16 protein-coding genes and 1 other RNA gene are annotated in these 15,390 nt (G+C 69.9%); 8 read left to right on the top strand and 9 right to left on the bottom strand.

The window, feature by feature from the left end:
* Window positions 1–177: 177 nt before the first annotated feature.
* Window positions 178–1,734 carry a GMC family oxidoreductase gene (locus tag MMA15_RS06290; protein WP_241058060.1) on the bottom strand — a complete coding sequence of 519 codons (1,557 nt, stop codon included), beginning with the start codon at window positions 1,732–1,734 and terminating at the stop codon, window positions 178–180.
* Between the two features lie 402 nt (window positions 1,735–2,136).
* On the opposite strand from MMA15_RS06290, the gene MMA15_RS06285 reads away from it, so the two are divergent.
* The 3 genes from MMA15_RS06285 to MMA15_RS06275 all read left to right on the top strand — a co-directional run bounded on the left by MMA15_RS06285 (window position 2,137) and on the right by MMA15_RS06275 (window position 4,737).
* On the top strand, window positions 2,137–3,135 hold the full coding sequence (locus tag MMA15_RS06285) for a serine/threonine-protein kinase (protein WP_241058059.1): 999 nt from the start codon (window positions 2,137–2,139) through the stop codon (window positions 3,133–3,135).
* Window positions 3,132–3,665 carry a hypothetical protein gene (locus MMA15_RS06280; protein ID WP_241058058.1) on the top strand — a complete coding sequence of 178 codons (534 nt, stop codon included), beginning with the start codon at window positions 3,132–3,134 and terminating at the stop codon, window positions 3,663–3,665. The genes MMA15_RS06285 and MMA15_RS06280 overlap by 4 nt, the downstream gene beginning before the upstream one ends.
* 85 nt (window positions 3,666–3,750) lie before the next feature.
* Window positions 3,751–4,737: an alpha/beta fold hydrolase gene (locus MMA15_RS06275; protein ID WP_241058056.1), complete on the top strand. Its 987-nt coding sequence runs from the start codon at window positions 3,751–3,753 to the stop codon at window positions 4,735–4,737.
* Between the two features lie 124 nt (window positions 4,738–4,861).
* Here the strand turns inward: MMA15_RS06275 and MMA15_RS06270 are convergent, their stop codons facing one another.
* The 6 genes from MMA15_RS06270 to MMA15_RS06245 all read right to left on the bottom strand — a co-directional run bounded on the left by MMA15_RS06270 (window position 4,862) and on the right by MMA15_RS06245 (window position 9,758).
* On the bottom strand, window positions 4,862–6,022 hold the full coding sequence (locus MMA15_RS06270; RefSeq protein WP_308290513.1) for an MFS transporter: 1,161 nt from the start codon (window positions 6,020–6,022) through the stop codon (window positions 4,862–4,864).
* Between the two features lie 349 nt (window positions 6,023–6,371).
* Entirely contained in the window at window positions 6,372–7,229 is an 858-nt protein-coding gene (locus MMA15_RS06265) for a class I SAM-dependent methyltransferase (protein ID WP_241058053.1), read from the bottom strand.
* A 20-nt stretch (window positions 7,230–7,249) separates the two neighbouring features.
* Window positions 7,250–7,594 (bottom strand): VOC family protein, encoded by a 345-nt coding sequence (locus tag MMA15_RS06260; protein WP_241058051.1) that lies wholly within the window; start codon window positions 7,592–7,594, stop codon window positions 7,250–7,252.
* Between the two features lies 1 nt (window position 7,595).
* Entirely contained in the window at window positions 7,596–7,775 is a 180-nt protein-coding gene (locus MMA15_RS06255) for a ribbon-helix-helix domain-containing protein (protein ID WP_241058049.1), read from the bottom strand.
* Between the two features lie 145 nt (window positions 7,776–7,920).
* The gene (locus MMA15_RS06250; protein WP_241058047.1) at window positions 7,921–8,805 is read right to left on the bottom strand and encodes an SDR family oxidoreductase; all 885 of its coding nucleotides are present in this window, start codon (window positions 8,803–8,805) and stop codon (window positions 7,921–7,923) included.
* Between the two features lie 2 nt (window positions 8,806–8,807).
* Window positions 8,808–9,758, bottom strand: a complete 951-nt coding sequence (locus MMA15_RS06245) for an EamA family transporter (RefSeq protein WP_241058046.1) — start codon at window positions 9,756–9,758, stop codon at window positions 8,808–8,810.
* Between the two features lie 92 nt (window positions 9,759–9,850).
* On the opposite strand from MMA15_RS06245, the gene MMA15_RS06240 reads away from it, so the two are divergent.
* The 5 genes from MMA15_RS06240 (at window position 9,851) to MMA15_RS06220 (ending at window position 13,230) form a co-directional block, all read left to right on the top strand.
* Window positions 9,851–10,375, top strand: a complete 525-nt coding sequence (locus tag MMA15_RS06240) for a MarR family winged helix-turn-helix transcriptional regulator (protein ID WP_241058045.1) — start codon at window positions 9,851–9,853, stop codon at window positions 10,373–10,375.
* 331 nt (window positions 10,376–10,706) lie between these two features.
* Window positions 10,707–11,099 (top strand): ArsR/SmtB family transcription factor, encoded by a 393-nt coding sequence (locus tag MMA15_RS06235; RefSeq protein WP_241058044.1) that lies wholly within the window; start codon window positions 10,707–10,709, stop codon window positions 11,097–11,099.
* Entirely contained in the window at window positions 11,096–11,614 is a 519-nt protein-coding gene (locus tag MMA15_RS06230; protein ID WP_241058043.1) for an SRPBCC family protein, read from the top strand. The genes MMA15_RS06235 and MMA15_RS06230 overlap by 4 nt, the downstream gene beginning before the upstream one ends.
* Before the next feature lie 448 nt (window positions 11,615–12,062).
* The gene (locus MMA15_RS06225; protein ID WP_241058042.1) at window positions 12,063–12,680 is read left to right on the top strand and encodes a TetR/AcrR family transcriptional regulator; all 618 of its coding nucleotides are present in this window, start codon (window positions 12,063–12,065) and stop codon (window positions 12,678–12,680) included.
* 52 nt (window positions 12,681–12,732) lie between these two features.
* A complete protein-coding gene (locus MMA15_RS06220; protein WP_241058041.1) occupies window positions 12,733–13,230 on the top strand; it encodes an SRPBCC family protein in 498 nt (165 codons plus the stop codon).
* Window positions 13,231–13,583: 353 nt separating this feature from the next.
* On the opposite strand, the gene rnpB is transcribed toward MMA15_RS06220, so the two are convergent.
* Window positions 13,584–14,002: RNase P RNA component class A (gene rnpB / locus MMA15_RS06215), an RNA gene on the bottom strand.
* 28 nt (window positions 14,003–14,030) lie between these two features.
* Window positions 14,031–15,353: a lactate 2-monooxygenase gene (locus MMA15_RS06210; RefSeq protein ID WP_241058040.1), complete on the bottom strand. Its 1,323-nt coding sequence runs from the start codon at window positions 15,351–15,353 to the stop codon at window positions 14,031–14,033.
* Window positions 15,354–15,390: the final 37 nt, after the last annotated feature.

Genomic DNA, 15,390 nt, shown 5'->3' with positions numbered 1-15,390 from the left:
GCGTGCGAATGCTACCGGCGGCCGGAACGTTCGGACTCCGATGGTCGTGTCGGCGGCGAATGCGGCCTGCATGAACGGGAGTTGCCTGGAGGGCACCGAGCTAGAGCGGCGAGGATGCATCAGTCCCCGCCAACGGTAGAGAAACAGCGGCCTGGCGGGAGCAGCCGCCTCCCACCGTCACACCGGTGCCGGGAGGCCACGGATCATGTCCGCCGCCTTCTCCGCGATCATGATCGTAGGGGCGTTGGTGTTGCCCCGTACCACGGTGGGCATCACGGAGGCGTCCACCACCCGCAGGCCGTTCACGCCGTGCACCCTGAGCCGGGAGTCCACGACGGGCCCCATGGAGCAACTGCCCGCGGGGTGGTAGAGGGTCTGCAACTCACGCTGGGCGAAGGCGAGAAGGCCGGCGTCGTCCGTGGAGCGGGGTACGCGGAAGTCGGCGCGGCGGTGCTTGCGCAGGCTCGGCTGGTGCGCGATGTCGAGCAGCATCCTGAGCGCCCGGATCATCGTGGCGCGGTCGTCCTCGGCGGTCAGGTAGTTGTGCAGGATGTGCGGTTTGGCGCTGGGAATCGCCGACCGCAGGGAGACCTTGCCCCGGCTCGTGGGGGCGAGCAGGACCGCGCCGAACATGAAGGCATGGTCGGTGACGGGGCTGATGCCCTCCTCGTGGAACATCACCGGGGTGGCGTGCACCTGGATGTCGGGGGCGTCCAGTCCTTCGCGGGTGCGGTGGAATCCACCGGCCTCGCCGACGTTCGAGGTGAGCGGGCCGCGGCCCTCGGTCTCCAGCAGGCGCACGTTCCGAGGTGTCTCGGCGCCGAGCAGTGACTCGCTGTCGGTGAGGTAGCACAGGCCGACGTGCGGATGGTCCTGGAGGTTCTCGCCCACCGGGAGGCCGGCGTGGGGCGTGATGCCGTGGGCCGCCAGTTCATCGGCCACGCCGATGCCGGAGAGCATCAGCAGCTGCGGGGAGTTGTACGCACCGGCCGACAGCAACACTTCCCGTTCGGCGCGCAATTGCAGCAGTTCGCCGTCGCGGTCGACCTCGACGCCGGTCGCACGGTCGCCGTCGAGCAGAACGCGCGTGCACTGGGCGCCGGTGAGCACTTCGAGGTTCGGCCGGGACAAGGCCGGCCGCAGATACGCGTCAGCCGTGCTACAGCGCAGACCGTCGCGCTGAGTGAGGTGGTAGTAGCCGACGCCGTCCTGTTCGGGGCCGTTGAAATCGGTGGTGTAGGGGTGGCCGGCTTCCTGGGCGGCCGTCACATAGGCGTCCATGAGCGGATGCCGGGAGCGGCCTTCGCTGACCGTGAGGGGTCCGCCGGTGGAGTGCCACGGTGACGCGGTGCCCGAGAAGTCCTCGGCGCGAAGGAAGTACGGCAGGACCTCCTGCCAGCTCCACCCGTCGGCGCCGCCGGCCGCCCAGCCGTCGTAGTCGCGGCGATTGCCGCGTATGTAGATCATGGCGTTCATCGACGATGAGCCGCCGAGCATCCGGCCCCGGGGCAGATAGCGGCGGCGGCCGTCCAACCCCGGTTCGCACTCGCTCAGGTAACTCCAGTCGTACTTCGTCTGGAAAAGCTTGCTGAACGCGGCCGGAACGTGGATTTCCCGGGCCTCGTCCACGGGCCCTGCCTCGATGAGCAGAACGCGTGCGCTCTCGTCCTCGGTGAGCCGGCCCGCCAGCACACACCCCGCCGACCCGGCACCCACGATGATGTAGTCGTACACCCGTCCCCCCTCGCCCGGCCCGGCACCTCGCCCCCTTCACCTAAACCGCATCGGCGGGCGGATCACACCGTGCTCTCGGCCATTCTCGATCCGCCTCCTGGCTCAGCGGCTCAGCCGCCCTCAACCGGCGTTGAGCGGCTGGGAGTTCGGCCGTCGTCCACGGCTCGTAAGGCAGCGATCGGCGCGCGGTCCCACCGCGCCGCACGGGCACCGGCGCGATAAGACCGCGTGCCCGAACTCCCGGGCGGCGTCCGGAATTCGACCACCTGCCGCATCACCCGCACCTGCTCGTCCTCCGGGCACCGTCGAGCCGCTGAACGGAACCAATGAGGCGTCAGGGGCGACATCACTATGGTGGGCGCGGAAGGTAAGGCGTGAGGCCACAGTCAAGCGGGGGGTTCGATGAAGCCGTTGGAAGCCGGGGATCCGCGGGTCGTCGGCCCGTACCGGTTGACCTTCCGGCTGGGCTCGGGCGGGATGGGCCGGGTGTTCCTCGGTCAGTCCCCTGCCGGGCGGCGGGTCGCCGTCAAGGTGGTGCGGGAGGACCTGGCGTCCTCTTCCGGTTTCCGTGAACGCTTCCGGCGGGAGGCCAAACTCGCCATGCGGGCGGGCGGCTTCTGGACCGCGCAGGTCGTCGACGCGGACCCGGACGCGGCGGTGCCGTGGATCGCCAGTCAGTACGTGGACGGACCTTCCCTCGCCGAACGCGTCGCCCGGCACGGCCCGTTGGACGAGGAAGAGGTACGCAGGCTCACCGGTGGACTGGCGGAGGCGCTCGCGTCGTTCCACAAGACGGGCCTCGTGCACCGCGATCTGAAGCCCTCCAACGTCCTCCTCGTCGACGACGGTCCGAGGGTCATCGACTTCGGCGTCTCCAAGGCCTTCGAGACCTTGGAGACCGCCGGAAGCACCGATCTGACCAGGGCGGGAACCATCCTCGGCACGCCGGGTTTCATGTCGCCCGAACAGGCACAGGGGCAGCCGGCCGGACCGCCTGCGGACGTCTTCTCCCTCGGCTCACTGCTCGTCTACGCGGCCACGGGGAACGGGCCCTTCGGCGAAGGCCCCTCCCACACCCTGCTGTTCCGCGTCGTCTACGAGGAGCCCGACCTCGGTGCGACGCCGTACGGCCTGCGGGAGTTGGCGCTGGACTGCCTGCGGAAGGCACCGGAGGACCGCCCCAGCGCCGCTGCGCTCGTCTCGCGCCTCGCACACCAGCGGCCGCGGTCCCCGATCCGCGCACCGCGCACAGAGCCGCCGGAGCGGAGCCGTGGACGGACGCGCCGACGAGCGGTCCGGATGCGGACGCGCCGGCGACCACCGGCCCGCAGCAAGGGGGTTCGGCCGGCGCGACGGCCGCGACGAGGCCGCCCTCGACGGACCCGCGGAAAGCGCCGATGAGCGAACCGGCCGTGGGCGGGCCGGATGGCGGCTCGTTCACCGTGGAGGAGTGGGGCCCGGATGTCTTCCTGCGTCGCATGCGGCGGCCCGCCGGGTGGGCGCTGACGATCGACGCCCTGCTCCTGCTGCTCGGCCTGGGGTTCGACAAGGTCCCGGTCATGTCCGTGTACGCGATCGTGATCACGCTGCTCTGCGTGCTCCACGGGCTGAGGGTCTCGCTGCCGCTCCTTCAGGCCAGGGCGCTGCACGTAGGGGCCGACGGGCTCACCGTGCGGCACGGCCGGCACACGGTGAAGGTGCCCTGGCGGGACGTCGCCTCCGTCACGTTCAGCAGGAAGAAGAACCAGCGGGCACTCACCTTCACGGCGGCCCTCGACGCGAATGCCGACACCAGGATCCCGGCCCCCCTCCGTGCCGGCGCGGGCGTACTGAAGTGCACGGTCGCCTCCCCCTGGAAGCAGGACACACGCACCCGCGAGCAGGGTCTCGAAACGGCTCTGAACAGCTTCGCGGGCAAGCGCTACCAGTGACCGGTCACCCGTTCCGCTGTCTCCCGCGGAACTGGTGACGCGATTGCCGAGCCGGTGTCGTCACAGCCGAAACCCTGGAGGACGCATGTCTCTGCCCGCACCTTCAACGCAGGGCACACATCGCCTGGTCTCCTCACCCGCCGGCAGAATCCACCTGGTCGAACAGGGAACGGGACCACTGGTGCTGCTGGTGCACGGATTCCCCGAGTCCTGGTACTCCTGGCGCCACCAGCTTCCCGTTCTGGCCGCCGCCGGGTATCGGGCGGTCGCGGTCGACGTCCGCGGCTACGGCCGTAGCTCCAGGCCCGACGGCGTCGACGCGTACCGGATGCTCGACCTGGTCGAGGACAGCGTCGCCGTGGTGCACGCCCTGGGCGAGGAGTCGGCAGTGATCGTGGGCCACGACTGGGGCTCGCAGATCGCCGCCGGCTCCGCCCTGGTCAGGCCCGACGTCTTCCACGGCATCGCGCTGCTGAGCGTGCCCTACGCCCCGCGCGGCGGCCCGCGGCCCAGCGACGTCTTCTCGCGGATGGGTGGCGACGAGGAGTTCTACGTCAGCTACTTCCAGGAGCCCGGACGGGCCGAGGCCGAGATCGAACCGGACGTCCGCGGCTGGCTCTCCGGCTTCTACGCCGCGATGTCCGGTGACACCATGCCGGGCCCCGGCGCCCCGGACCCGCACTTCACGAGCCCGGGCGGGACGCTGCGCGAACGGTTTCCCTCCGGCAGGCTCCCGGCCTGGCTCAGCGAGGCCGATCTCGACGTCTACGCCGGGGAGTTCGAGCGGACGGGCATGAGCGGTGCGCTCAACCGCTACCGCAACATGGACCGCGACTGGGAGGACCTCGCCGACTTCGACGGCGCCCCCGTCACTCAGCCGTCCCTGTTCGTCGGCGGCGCGCTGGACGCCTCCACGAACTGGATGGCCGATGCCATCGAGGCCTACCCCACCACCCTGCCGGGCCTGGTCTCCTCGCACCTCCTCGACGGCTGCGGCCACTGGATCCAGCAGGAACGCCCCGACGAGGTCAACCGCATCCTGACCGGCTGGCTCGCGGCCCTGCCCGCCTGAACGCGGTTTCGACGGCGAGACGAGACGTACGAGTCGGCCTGTACGCCGGGTTCTTCCCAGGCCCCTGTCTGACCTGCTGCTGTGGGGGTCAAACCGGCTGTGACCTGCCCGGACGGCGGCCCGGTCAGCGCCGACGGGCCAGACAGAGCACGACTACGCTCCCGATGATCCCGGTTGCCCCGATGACGACACCCGGCTGGAAATGAGTTCCCAGGGCACCGGAGACAGCGACACCCAGGCCCTGCACCGTCATCAGACCACTTGTCTGCACCGTGAACAGGCGCCCCCGGTAGGAGGGAGCCGTCGCGGACAGGATCAGCGGATCGATGCCCTGGTTGCACGCGAAGCCGGCGCCCGAGAGGGCCAGCAAGGCCGCCGCCACGGGAACGGACGGGGCGAGGAAGAACGCGAGCAGCGGGATCTGGGAGCCGACGATCAAGGGTGTGATGAGACGACGCCGGGAATCCGGTGACAGCCTCGCCACCACGAGTTCACCCGCGACCGTGCCGGCGGCGTACCCGGTGAAGAGCCAGCCCGCCGCCGTGGCGGCGGAACCCGTCTCCGCCGTGTAGGCGACGGCAAGGCCGTCGCCCACGGACGAAAACCCGGGAACAGCCCAGGTCAGCACGACCAGTCGCCTTAGCGGCCGATTGGTCCAGATATGACGCAGCCCGTCCGCGGACCCTTTCACCACGGCTCGCAGGGACCGGCCGCCGTCCGGGGCACCGGCGGGAGCGCTGGGTGTGCACAGACCGATGAGCACAGCCGAGACGACGAAACTGCACGCATCGGCTGCCAGAAGCCACAGCGGCCCGATCGCAGCGACCAGGACGCTGCCGACCGCGAATCCGGAGACCACCGCGGTCTGGCTGATGGTGCGCAACAGCGAACGGCCCAGAGGGAAGAGGTCTTCGTCCAGCAGGTGGGACAGGCTCGCGGCCCTCGCGCCCTGAAAGAGCGGCGCTATGAACCCGGTGACGAGCAGCAGCCCCAGCAGGGCGAGGGTCGGCAGTCCCGGTACCAGCATCGCCGCGATGCAGGCTCCACTGAGCAGATCGCAGCAGACCAGCACACGCCGCGGCCGGAAGCGGTCCGCGAGTGACGACAAGACGGTGCCGCCCACGGCGTAAGGCAGAAACGAGCAGACGAGGACCAGCGCCGACCACAGGGCCGAGCCGGTTCGCTGGAAGATCAGGATCGACAGCGCGACCTCGGCTGCCAGAGTGCCCACCATGGACACGGCGTGCGCCACGAACACGGCGCGCATTCCCGGAACGCGAAGCACAGAACTGAACCCGGAAGCCGGGACCGTACGGACCGCAGACTGCTGCACAGGCTGACCCCGCTCTCGGACTCTGTTCCTGCCGGCCCCGGGGAAGGTGCGCCGGGGCCAACAGGAACCTCAACTCAGTTCTGCACCCCGTGTGGGGTCGGTCGGCGTGACGCATGGCGGACGACGTCGCCGCGGCGCGGCAGCACCAACACCCCCCACTCCGGGCCTGGCAGACCACCTCCAGAGGCAAGAAACGCCGCCCGAGCCCACGCCACGAGGTGCACACAGGTCCGCAGAACGGACGCAGCGAATCGACGAATTGAGGTTGTGCAGGCGGGCGATGCCGCGTGGCTGGCGATGGTCAGGTGGTGGCGAGCAGCAGGTCCTCGCCGCTTGACGGGCGGAGGCCGTCGGTGCGATCGGCGAAGTAGCGCTCGGCGAGGGAGGCTCCTGAGATGTGCCGGGCGTCTTGGAAGCCGGATTCCCGGGCCAGCGCGACCATTTCCTGCGGGCTGTAGAAGCTGATGAACGGTGTTCCGGATGCTTGCGCGCCTTGCTTGCTTCTTTGGAGGCCGGAGCGGTCGGCGGCGTCGACGAGTTCGATCGGCAGCAGGAAGGTCATGGCGAGCGTCGAGCCGGGCGCGAGTTCGGCGATCTGGTGCAGGGTGGCGGCGGTGGCGTCTTTGGTGAGGTACGGGGTGACGCCGGTGGAGACGATGGTCGCCGGTCGGCTGGAGTCGAAGCCGGCGGCGGCCAGTTGCTTGAGCCAGTCTTCGCTTTCCTCGAAGTCGACGGGCACCAGGTGCAGCCAGTCGGGGATGCCGTAGCCGAGGTCGGTCAGGCGGCGGCGTTTCCAGGCCTGGGGGCCGGGCTGGTCGATCTCGAAGATCCGCAGGCGGGAGGCGAGTTCGGGCTTGCGCTGGGCGAAGGTGTCCAGGCCGGCTCCCAGGATGACGTACTGGGTGACGCCGCGCTCGGCCTGCTCGGTCACCAGGTCCTCGATGAAGCGGGCGCGGGCCACGATGGCCGCCCGGAACGTGCTGGTGGCGTGCGGGTCCATGTCCGGGCGGTCGCGCCAGCCGTCGCCGGGGGCTGCCAGCCGGAGGCCCACCTCGTCCTCGATCACGTGGGGCGGCGGGTCGACCTGGAGGTGCATGGCCCGCCAGAGGGCGGTCCGCACCGCGGTGCTGTCCGGTGCCTCCGTCTGTTCGTCTGCCATGGTGCGGCCTCTCGTCGCGGTCAGTTCTTCCGTGGAGCCTGGAGGCTCCACAGGCGCCCGTCGGGGTCGCGGACGGTCATCTCCCTGGTCCCGTAATGGGTGTCCTCGAACGGCGTGACCACCTCGACGTCAGGGCCGGGACGGAACGCGTCTGCGTCGGGCACCTTCATCACGATCTGCGTCTGGGGTTCCCGGTCCTCGGGGACCTCGGCGATGAACACGTACGGGCTGTCGCCGTTGCGGAGCTGGCCGGAGTTGTGGTCCGTCGCGAACTCCAGCTCGTAGCCCAGGGTTTGGAAGAACTTCGCCGCCTTGCCCCAGTTGTGCGTCGTGAGGAAAACGGCCTCGATTCCTTCGGTCGCCATGTCAGGTCTCCTCCTGCGTCGGTTGCTGATCGCGTCCATGGGTGTCGTCGAGGTAGGCGCGCAGCGCCTCGGCGACCAGCGCCGAGAACGACATGCCTGACTCGATGGCGCGGTACTTGACCTGCTTGATCAGTGCGATGGGCAGGTACACGTTGAACTGTTTGACCTCTTCATCACCCACGATGGCGATGCTAGCATCCTAGCAAGCTAGGTCAAGGCTTCGATCAGGCGCAGGGTTTCTCACATGCCTGTCGGGCGAGCTCGGCTCACGGGGTGGCGCCGTGGCGCTCACCATGAAATCCGGCGCTGATCAGCGGGTCGCGGTTTCAGGTGGTGCCGGGACGGGTGAGTGCCGCGGCATGGTCGCGGACGAAGTCGGCGATGTCGCGCGGAGGGCGTCCGAGCAGGTCGGCGACCGTACCGGTGGTGAAGTCCCCCCAGCCGGAGGCATACGCCTGTGCGTACTCTTCGAGCATGTCGACGATCCATGCCGGAACGCCGTAGCCGAGCAGCGTCTTGCGCTTCGTGCTGTCGCTGACCGGCAGGTAGGTGATGGAGCTGCCGAGGGTGAGGCTCATCTGGTCGGCGACCTCGTCGAACGTCAGCGAGCGCGGGCCGGTGAGGGTGTATGCCTTGCCGTGGTGCCGATCCGGGTGGTCGAGGAGCACGCGGGCGGCGCACTCGGCGATGTCGCGCACGTCGATCATGCCGACCCGCGCCGAGGCCATGTTCAACGAGAACGTACCCGTGGCGCAGATGTCGCCCGTCTCGTTCAGAAGGTTCTGCATGAACCAGTGCGGACGCAGGAGCGTCCACCGCATGCCGCACCGTTCGATCTCCCGGTCGGACAGAGCGTGCAGCCTGCCGCTGCGGTTCGGCGCGTCGTGTGCCGCGCCGACGACGGACAAGCGCACGACGCGCTCGACGCCGGCCTGGCGTGCGGCCCACACGGCGTTCATGTGGTTCTCCGGAGCGCGCGGGCCGTTCGGGGTGAGCAGCCACACGTCCTGCACGCTCTCGAACGCAGGAGGCAACGACCGGGGGTCGTCGAGGTCGCCGACGAAAACTTCGGCACCCTGTTCGCGCGGGCTGTCGGCTCTGGACTCGCGGCGGACGAGAGCACGAAGGGTCACATCGGCCCCTTGCAGCTCGTTCATCAGCGCGGTGGACACCGTACCGGTGGCCCCGGTGATCAGCACGGTGCGCGGCATGCTCATTCTCCCTTGCTGGTAGCGCGGACACGGATCAGGTCGCGGACGACGTCGGGGGTCAGCTGAGCGGCGGCGATGGCAGTCAGCGCGAGCACGAAACCGACGCCCTGCCAGGGCGTCAGGGACTGGCCGAGAAACAGCCAGCCCAAGGCCGTGGCGGCCGCGGGCGACAGCAGGGAGAGGAACGAGACGGCGACCACGGGCAGCCTGCCGATGCCGCGGAACCAGATCGGGTAGGACAGCAGGGCGCCCACCACGGACAGCCACGCGTAGCCGCCGACCGCACGCGGCTCCAGTCCGGACGGAAGTCCCTCAAGGGCAAGCGCGAGCGGGACGAGCACGAGACCGCCGGCGGTGAGCTGCCAGCCGGCGATGGTCACCGCGCCGGCACCCTCAGGGCGCCCCCACCGTTTGGTCAAGACGATCCCGCCGGCCATCACCCCGGCAGCTCCGATCCCGGCCAGGACGCCGAGCAGGTCGAAGGAGACCCTGCCGCGCAGGACGATCAATCCGACGCCGACCACACCCGCCAGACCCCAGCCCAGCCGCCAGCGCGTGGGCTTCTCGCTGAGTAGCCAGAACGCCAGGCCGGTGACGAACAGCGGCTGGACGGCGAAGAGAGTCGCCGCGACGCCACCCGGCAGCCGGTAGGCAGCGGCGAAAAGCAGCGCGAAGAGCGCGCCGATATTGAGGGTGCCAAGCAGCAACGAGCGCCACAGCCACGTGCCCTGCGGCAGCTTGCGCGTGACGGCGAGCAGGATCAGCCCGGCCGGCAGCGCGCGGAGCACCCCGGACACCAGTGGGCAGCCGGGCGGGAGGAATTCGGTGGTGACCAGGTACGTGCTGCCCCAACTGATCGGCACGGCCGCGGTCAGCGCTGTCGCTCCCAGCGTGCCGCCGAACGGTGCGGCCTCGGTGGGCGCTGTCGCCGAGGTGGTGGGCGTGGTAGTCATCGAGACCTCTCAACGTTGAAATGTTCAACGTTGGCGACAGTACGCCCAGTGGTACCTTTGCGTCAAACAGTTCAACGTTGAGGAGTTCTCTCGTGACGCGTGACGCCGTCGACCTCGTCGTGGAGCAGTGGGCCCGGGTCCGCCCTGACCTCGACGCGTCCCCCATGCGGGTCCTCGGCCGCCTCTCCCGGATGACCCGGATCGCCGAGCGCGAACTCAAAAAGCTCTTCAGTGAATTCGGCCTGGAAAGGGGCGAGTTCGACGTCCTCGCCACCCTCCGTCGCGCCGACTCGGCCGACGGCATGACCGCCGGCATGCTGGCCCGCTCCTCGATGGTCACCTCGGGTGCCGTCACGAACCGGCTCGACCGGCTCGTCGCCAAGGGCTACATCACACGTGACCTCGACCCGGCCAACCGCCGTACCGTCATCGTCGCCCTCACGCCCGCCGGTCGCGAACTCATCGACCGTGCCGTCGCCGCCCACGTCGACAACGAACGACGAATCCTCGCCGCGCTCGACCAGCACCAGCAGGACGACCTTGCCGCAGCCCTGCGCATCCTCCTGCTCAGCCACGGCGACGAGGCGAGCGACGTTGGGCCGGCAGGCGAGGCCTGAGTCTCGGCCTTCCGGGCAGTCCGGCCATCGGCACGGTCCTCGTCGACGTCGAAACCCGCCGTCCCGTCGATCTGGATGCTCGAACGCCAGAGGTTCGGCCGGGCAGGCCGACCGAGCGCGAGGCGAAGAACATCGTCGCCAGCGCCTCCAACGAGTCCTTCGGCGGCTGGACCAGAGGCGGTTGGCCCCCGTCTCCTCTCGCGCCGCCCGCAGCGCGATGCTGCGACCGCCCCCTGTCAGTGACAAAGGCACCGGCAGGGGGCTTCTCGTTGCACGGAGCCGTGCGGAGCGCTCGGAAGGAAGCGTAACCGATGTGTTACGCTTCCTTTTCATGAAGGCCCCAGCAGCTCTGGCTGACCCCGTGCGGCGGGAGATTCTCGTGTTGTTGAGCACTCGGCCGCGCAATGTCGGCGACATCACCGGTCACTTCGCCGTCAGCCGTCCCGCCGTCAGCCGGCATCTGCGTGTGCTGCGCGAGGCGGGGCTCGTCGTCGCCGAGGATCGTGGCCGTGAGCGGATCTACCGGCTGGAGCCGGAGCCGCTGATGGAGCTGCGGCAGTGGCTGGAGCAGTTCGCGAGCCGCTGGGAGCAGCGGCTCGACGCCCTCGAAACCGAGGTCCACCGCACTCGGAGGGAGCGCCGCCGACAAGGCCGCTCTCCGGCGGAAGCCGTCGAAACCCCAGAAGCGACAGCACAAGCAGAAGCCAAGGAGAAGCTCGCATGACATCGCAGCCCGATGGTTCCCTGACCCCCACCGCGGACGGCACGGATCTCGTTCTCATACGTACGTTCCGCGCGCCCATCGTCGACGTATGGGACTCGCTCACCGAATCCGAACGCACCAGCCGCTGGTTCGGCCCGTGGACGGGCAGACCCGGTGCCGGGGAGACGGTGACCGTCACCATGACCGCGGAGGAGGGCAGTCCGGAGAGCCAGATGAAGATCGAGGTCTGCGAGCCACCGCACCGCCTCGCGATGTCGTCCGTCCACGACTACGGCACATGGCACCTGGAAGCACAGCTCACGGAGCGCGACGGCATCACCGAACTGCGCTTCGTGCAGCACCTCACCGACACATCCATGGTCGGCGAGATCGGCCCGGGCTGGGAGTACTACCTCGACCGGTTCACCGCGGCGTTCCGGGACGAGCCCATGCCGGACTTCGGCGACTACTACCCGGGGATGAAGGGCTACTACGAGGCGCTGGTGAAGGACGTGAAGGACGTGGGCACCGACTGAGACCGGCGCTCGTCCGGACGTCCAACGCGCCCACACCGTCCGGCGGTTGGCCGTGGCCGCCGAGTCCGCTCACGAGCACCGATACGCACCTGGAGCGGTGCCTTGTGACATCCCGGGACTCCGCACGGGCGGAACAAGCTGTGCGCCTATCGTGCGGGCCGCGAGGAGCGGCACGATTTCCCCGCGCCCGACGCTTCTCCGGGCAGGATCTGTTACACCCTCGCTTCGAGTGATCCCGGTTTCTGGTGTGCGGTGAACGCGCGATCGTCTCCGTACACCGTCTACGAGAAACCCGGTGAGCCTGGCCGGCCCGGCCGAACCGTCCGATCCCGGTGGCAAGCAAGGCAGTCGGTACCGGCGCGACCCGGTGCTCCAGCCGTAGCCGGGCCGGTCTGGAGTGACGTACGTGTCGCGGCACGGTCACCGCCCGCTGTGGTAGCACTGCGGCATGAGGGACGAGCCCGACGGACGTGCCGGTTATCACCACGGCTCCCTCCCGGCGGCGTTGACCGCGGCGGCGCTTCAACTGCTCGACGAGCGCGGCGCGGAGCGGATGACCGTCCGGGAGGTCGCGCGCCGTGCCGGGGTGTCACCGGGGGCGCCGTTCAGGCACTTCGCGGACCGGCAGGCCCTGTTGACGGCGGTCGCCGAGCGCGTCCTCGACGACTTCGAGCAGTGGCAGCTCGCGGCGGTCGCCGGTGAACGGGGCCCGGCGATGCGCGCCTTCGGCCTCGGGTTCGTGCGCTACGCCGTCCGGCATCCTCACCGCTTCGAGCTGGTCAGGTCCAGGGTGTTCGGCTCGCAGCAGCCCGCCGAACTGCGTCCGCGTCTCTCCCGTATAGAGCGGACGCTCACGGACCTCATCGTCGAGGGCCAGCGGAGAGGCGAACTGGCCGCCGGTGATCCCGCCGTCGTGAGTCTCGCGGGTCAGGCTCTGGTCTACGGGCTGTCGCTGATGATCGTCGACGGCTATCTCCCGCCGGAGAGGGCGGAGGGACTGGTCGAGCAGGTGCTGGACACCTTCGGGCTCGGAGTCGTCAACTCGGCCTCGTGCCAGGAGCCTTGACCGCTCGCCTCCGTTGATGTAATCACCGATTACATCAACGAGGGAGCAGCCGATGCGCATACCGCGCTTCCCGGAGCCCGCGGCCACCGGCACCGTGGTCATCAACGCGACACCCGCCTCCGCGTACGAGATCGTCAGCGACCCGCCCGTCATGATCCGCTTCGCCGAGGAGGCCCACCGCGCCCGCTGGGTAGGGGGCTGCGAACCCTCGCAGGTGGGTGCGCGCTTCCGGGGCTACAACCGCAACGGTCTGCGCCGCTGGGTCACCGACTGCCGCGTGACGGACGCCGATCCCGGCCGGCGCTTCGCCTACGAGGTGACGGCGTCGCCCCTGAGAATCCCCATCTCCCGCTGGCAGTACGACATCGAGGCGACGGAGGAGGGATGCAGCGTCACCGAGACCAACTGGCTGCGGGTGCCACTGTGGTTCATACCCTTCGCCATCATGATCACCGGTGTCCTCGACCGCATGGGGGCCAACAACGCCAACATCGGCACCACCCTGGGCCGCCTCAAGACGCACCTGGAGGCGGCGGCGACGGCCGGATAGCGGTGGTCGTCGGGAGGCGGTGGTCGTCGGGAGGCTGCGGTCATCAGGTGTCTGTGGCCGGTGCACCGCGCACGGCGCGTGGGCGGTGGCAGCCCTGCTCGTGCCCGCCACATGGTGCGCAGCGCACGCCCTGCAAACCGCTGCCCGACCGGCCGGACCCGTAGTCATCGCGTCCGTCACGGCAGCCGCCTGCACCCTCTACATCGCAGATACATCCTGGGGATTCGCCCAGCACAGCCTCGGCATGACGGGCCCGTGGAACGGTCTGCCCGCCCCCAATTCGACCGGGATTCGACCGGGGCAGTTCGGCCCGGAGGGGGCACCCTCTCCGACCTGCGGTTTCGACAGTGAGGCGGACGAGTCGGCCTGTACGCCGGGTTCTGTCTCCCCGTAGCCTCGCGGCGCCGGGGGAGGCGGCCATCCATCTGGGACCGGCGTCGCCGCCGGCCTCTTGCGGTCCACCCGCGGACTCGGGCGGGCAGCCCTCGGTCGTCCGCGCAGAGCCGTCGGCCGACGGCTCCTCTTGACCTTGCTCCGGATGGGGTTTACCTAGCCGCCCAGGTCGCCCTGGGCGCTGGTGGTCTCTTACACCACCGTTTCACCCTTACCGGGTCCCGTACGGATACGGGCCCGGCGGTCTGCTTTCTGTGGCACTGTCCCGCGGGTCACCCCGGGTGGGCGTTACCCACCATCCTGCCCTGTGGAGCCCGGACGTTCCTCGGCGGAGCCTGGCCCGAAGGCCGGGCCCCGACGCGGCCGCCCGGCCGGCTCGTCCGCCGTACGGACCATGATAGTCGCGGTCACAGACCGCCTTGCAGCGAGTCCCGCGACAGCTCGGCCGGTGTGCGGTGCCCGGAGAGACCCAGGGTGAGGTCCAGGTCGGCGAGGAGGCTGCGCAGCACGTGCAGTACGCCCTCCTCTCCGCCGTGGGCCAGTCCGTATGCGTAGGGGCGTCCCACGAGCACGGCGCGTGCACCGAGGGCGAGGGCCTTGAGCACGTCGGACCCGGTGCGTACGCCGGAGTCGAAGAGCACCTCCATGCGCTCGCCGACCGCCTCGACGATCGGGGGGAGCGCGTCGAGGGAGGCGATCGCGCCGTCGACCTGGCGGCCTCCGTGGTTGGAGACGACGATTCCGTCCATTCCGGCGTCGGCGGCCCGGCGGGCGTCGTCGGGGTGGAGCACGCCCTTCAGGACGATCGGGCCGTCCCAGTGCCGCCGCAGGAACGGCAGTTGGTCCCAGGAGTGGTCGGTGCCGGTGAACATCGGCACCCAGCGCAGCACCGCCGGGATCAGATCGTCCTCCGGGGACTTGTCCAGGCCGGCGCGGAAGGCCGGGTCGGAGAAGGGGATGGCCGTGCCGACGCCGCGGATGAACGGCAGATACGACTGGTCGAGGTCCTGGGGGCGCCAGGCGAGGGTCCAGGTGTCGAGGGTGACGACGAGGGTGGTGTACCCGGCCTTGCGGGCGCGTTCCAGAATGCTGACGCACACGTCGTCGTCGTTGGGCCAATAGAGCTGGAACCAGCGGGGGTTGTCCGCGCCGTGCGCCTCCGCGACCTGCTCGATGGTGTGCGAGGAGGCCGTCGAGAGCACCATCGGGACGCCCACGGCGGCGGCGGCGCGGGCCGTGGCCAGCTCCCCGTCGGGGTGGATGATCGACTGCACGCCCACCGGCGCCAGCAGCACCGGCGCGGGAATCTCGGTGCCCAGCACCGTCGTACGCAGATCGCGTGCCTGGGGACCGCGCAGCATCCGCGGTACGAGCCGGTGCCGGTCGAACGCCTCACGGTTGGCGCGGTGTGTCGAGCCGGAGCCCGCAGCGCCCGCGACATAGCCGAAGGCGCCGGAGTCGAGGTGTTCGCGTGCGGAGGAGCCGAGGAGGGTGAGGTCGGTGGTGAAGGGCGGCAGCCGTCCGTCGAGGCCGTTGAGGTAGATGTCGTTCTGGTAGTTGCCGAATCCGGGCCCGGGCGGCGGGCCCGCGGACTCGCCCCCGCCGCCTGCCTCGCCCGCGCCGCCCGAGTCCGCCGCGGCGCCTGCCTCGGGCGCGGCATCCGCCTCCGCGCCGTCCGCACCGCTCGCCTCCGGCCCTGACGGCCCGGGCACCCCTGACGCCTCACTCATCGCACGCACCCTTCTCTCTGCGGGGCATCGAGTCTGC

The organism is Streptomyces marispadix, assembly GCF_022524345.1.
GTDB classification, from domain to species: domain Bacteria; phylum Actinomycetota; class Actinomycetes; order Streptomycetales; family Streptomycetaceae; genus Streptomyces; species Streptomyces marispadix.
This window is presented reverse-complemented; position numbering and strand designations above follow the sequence as displayed.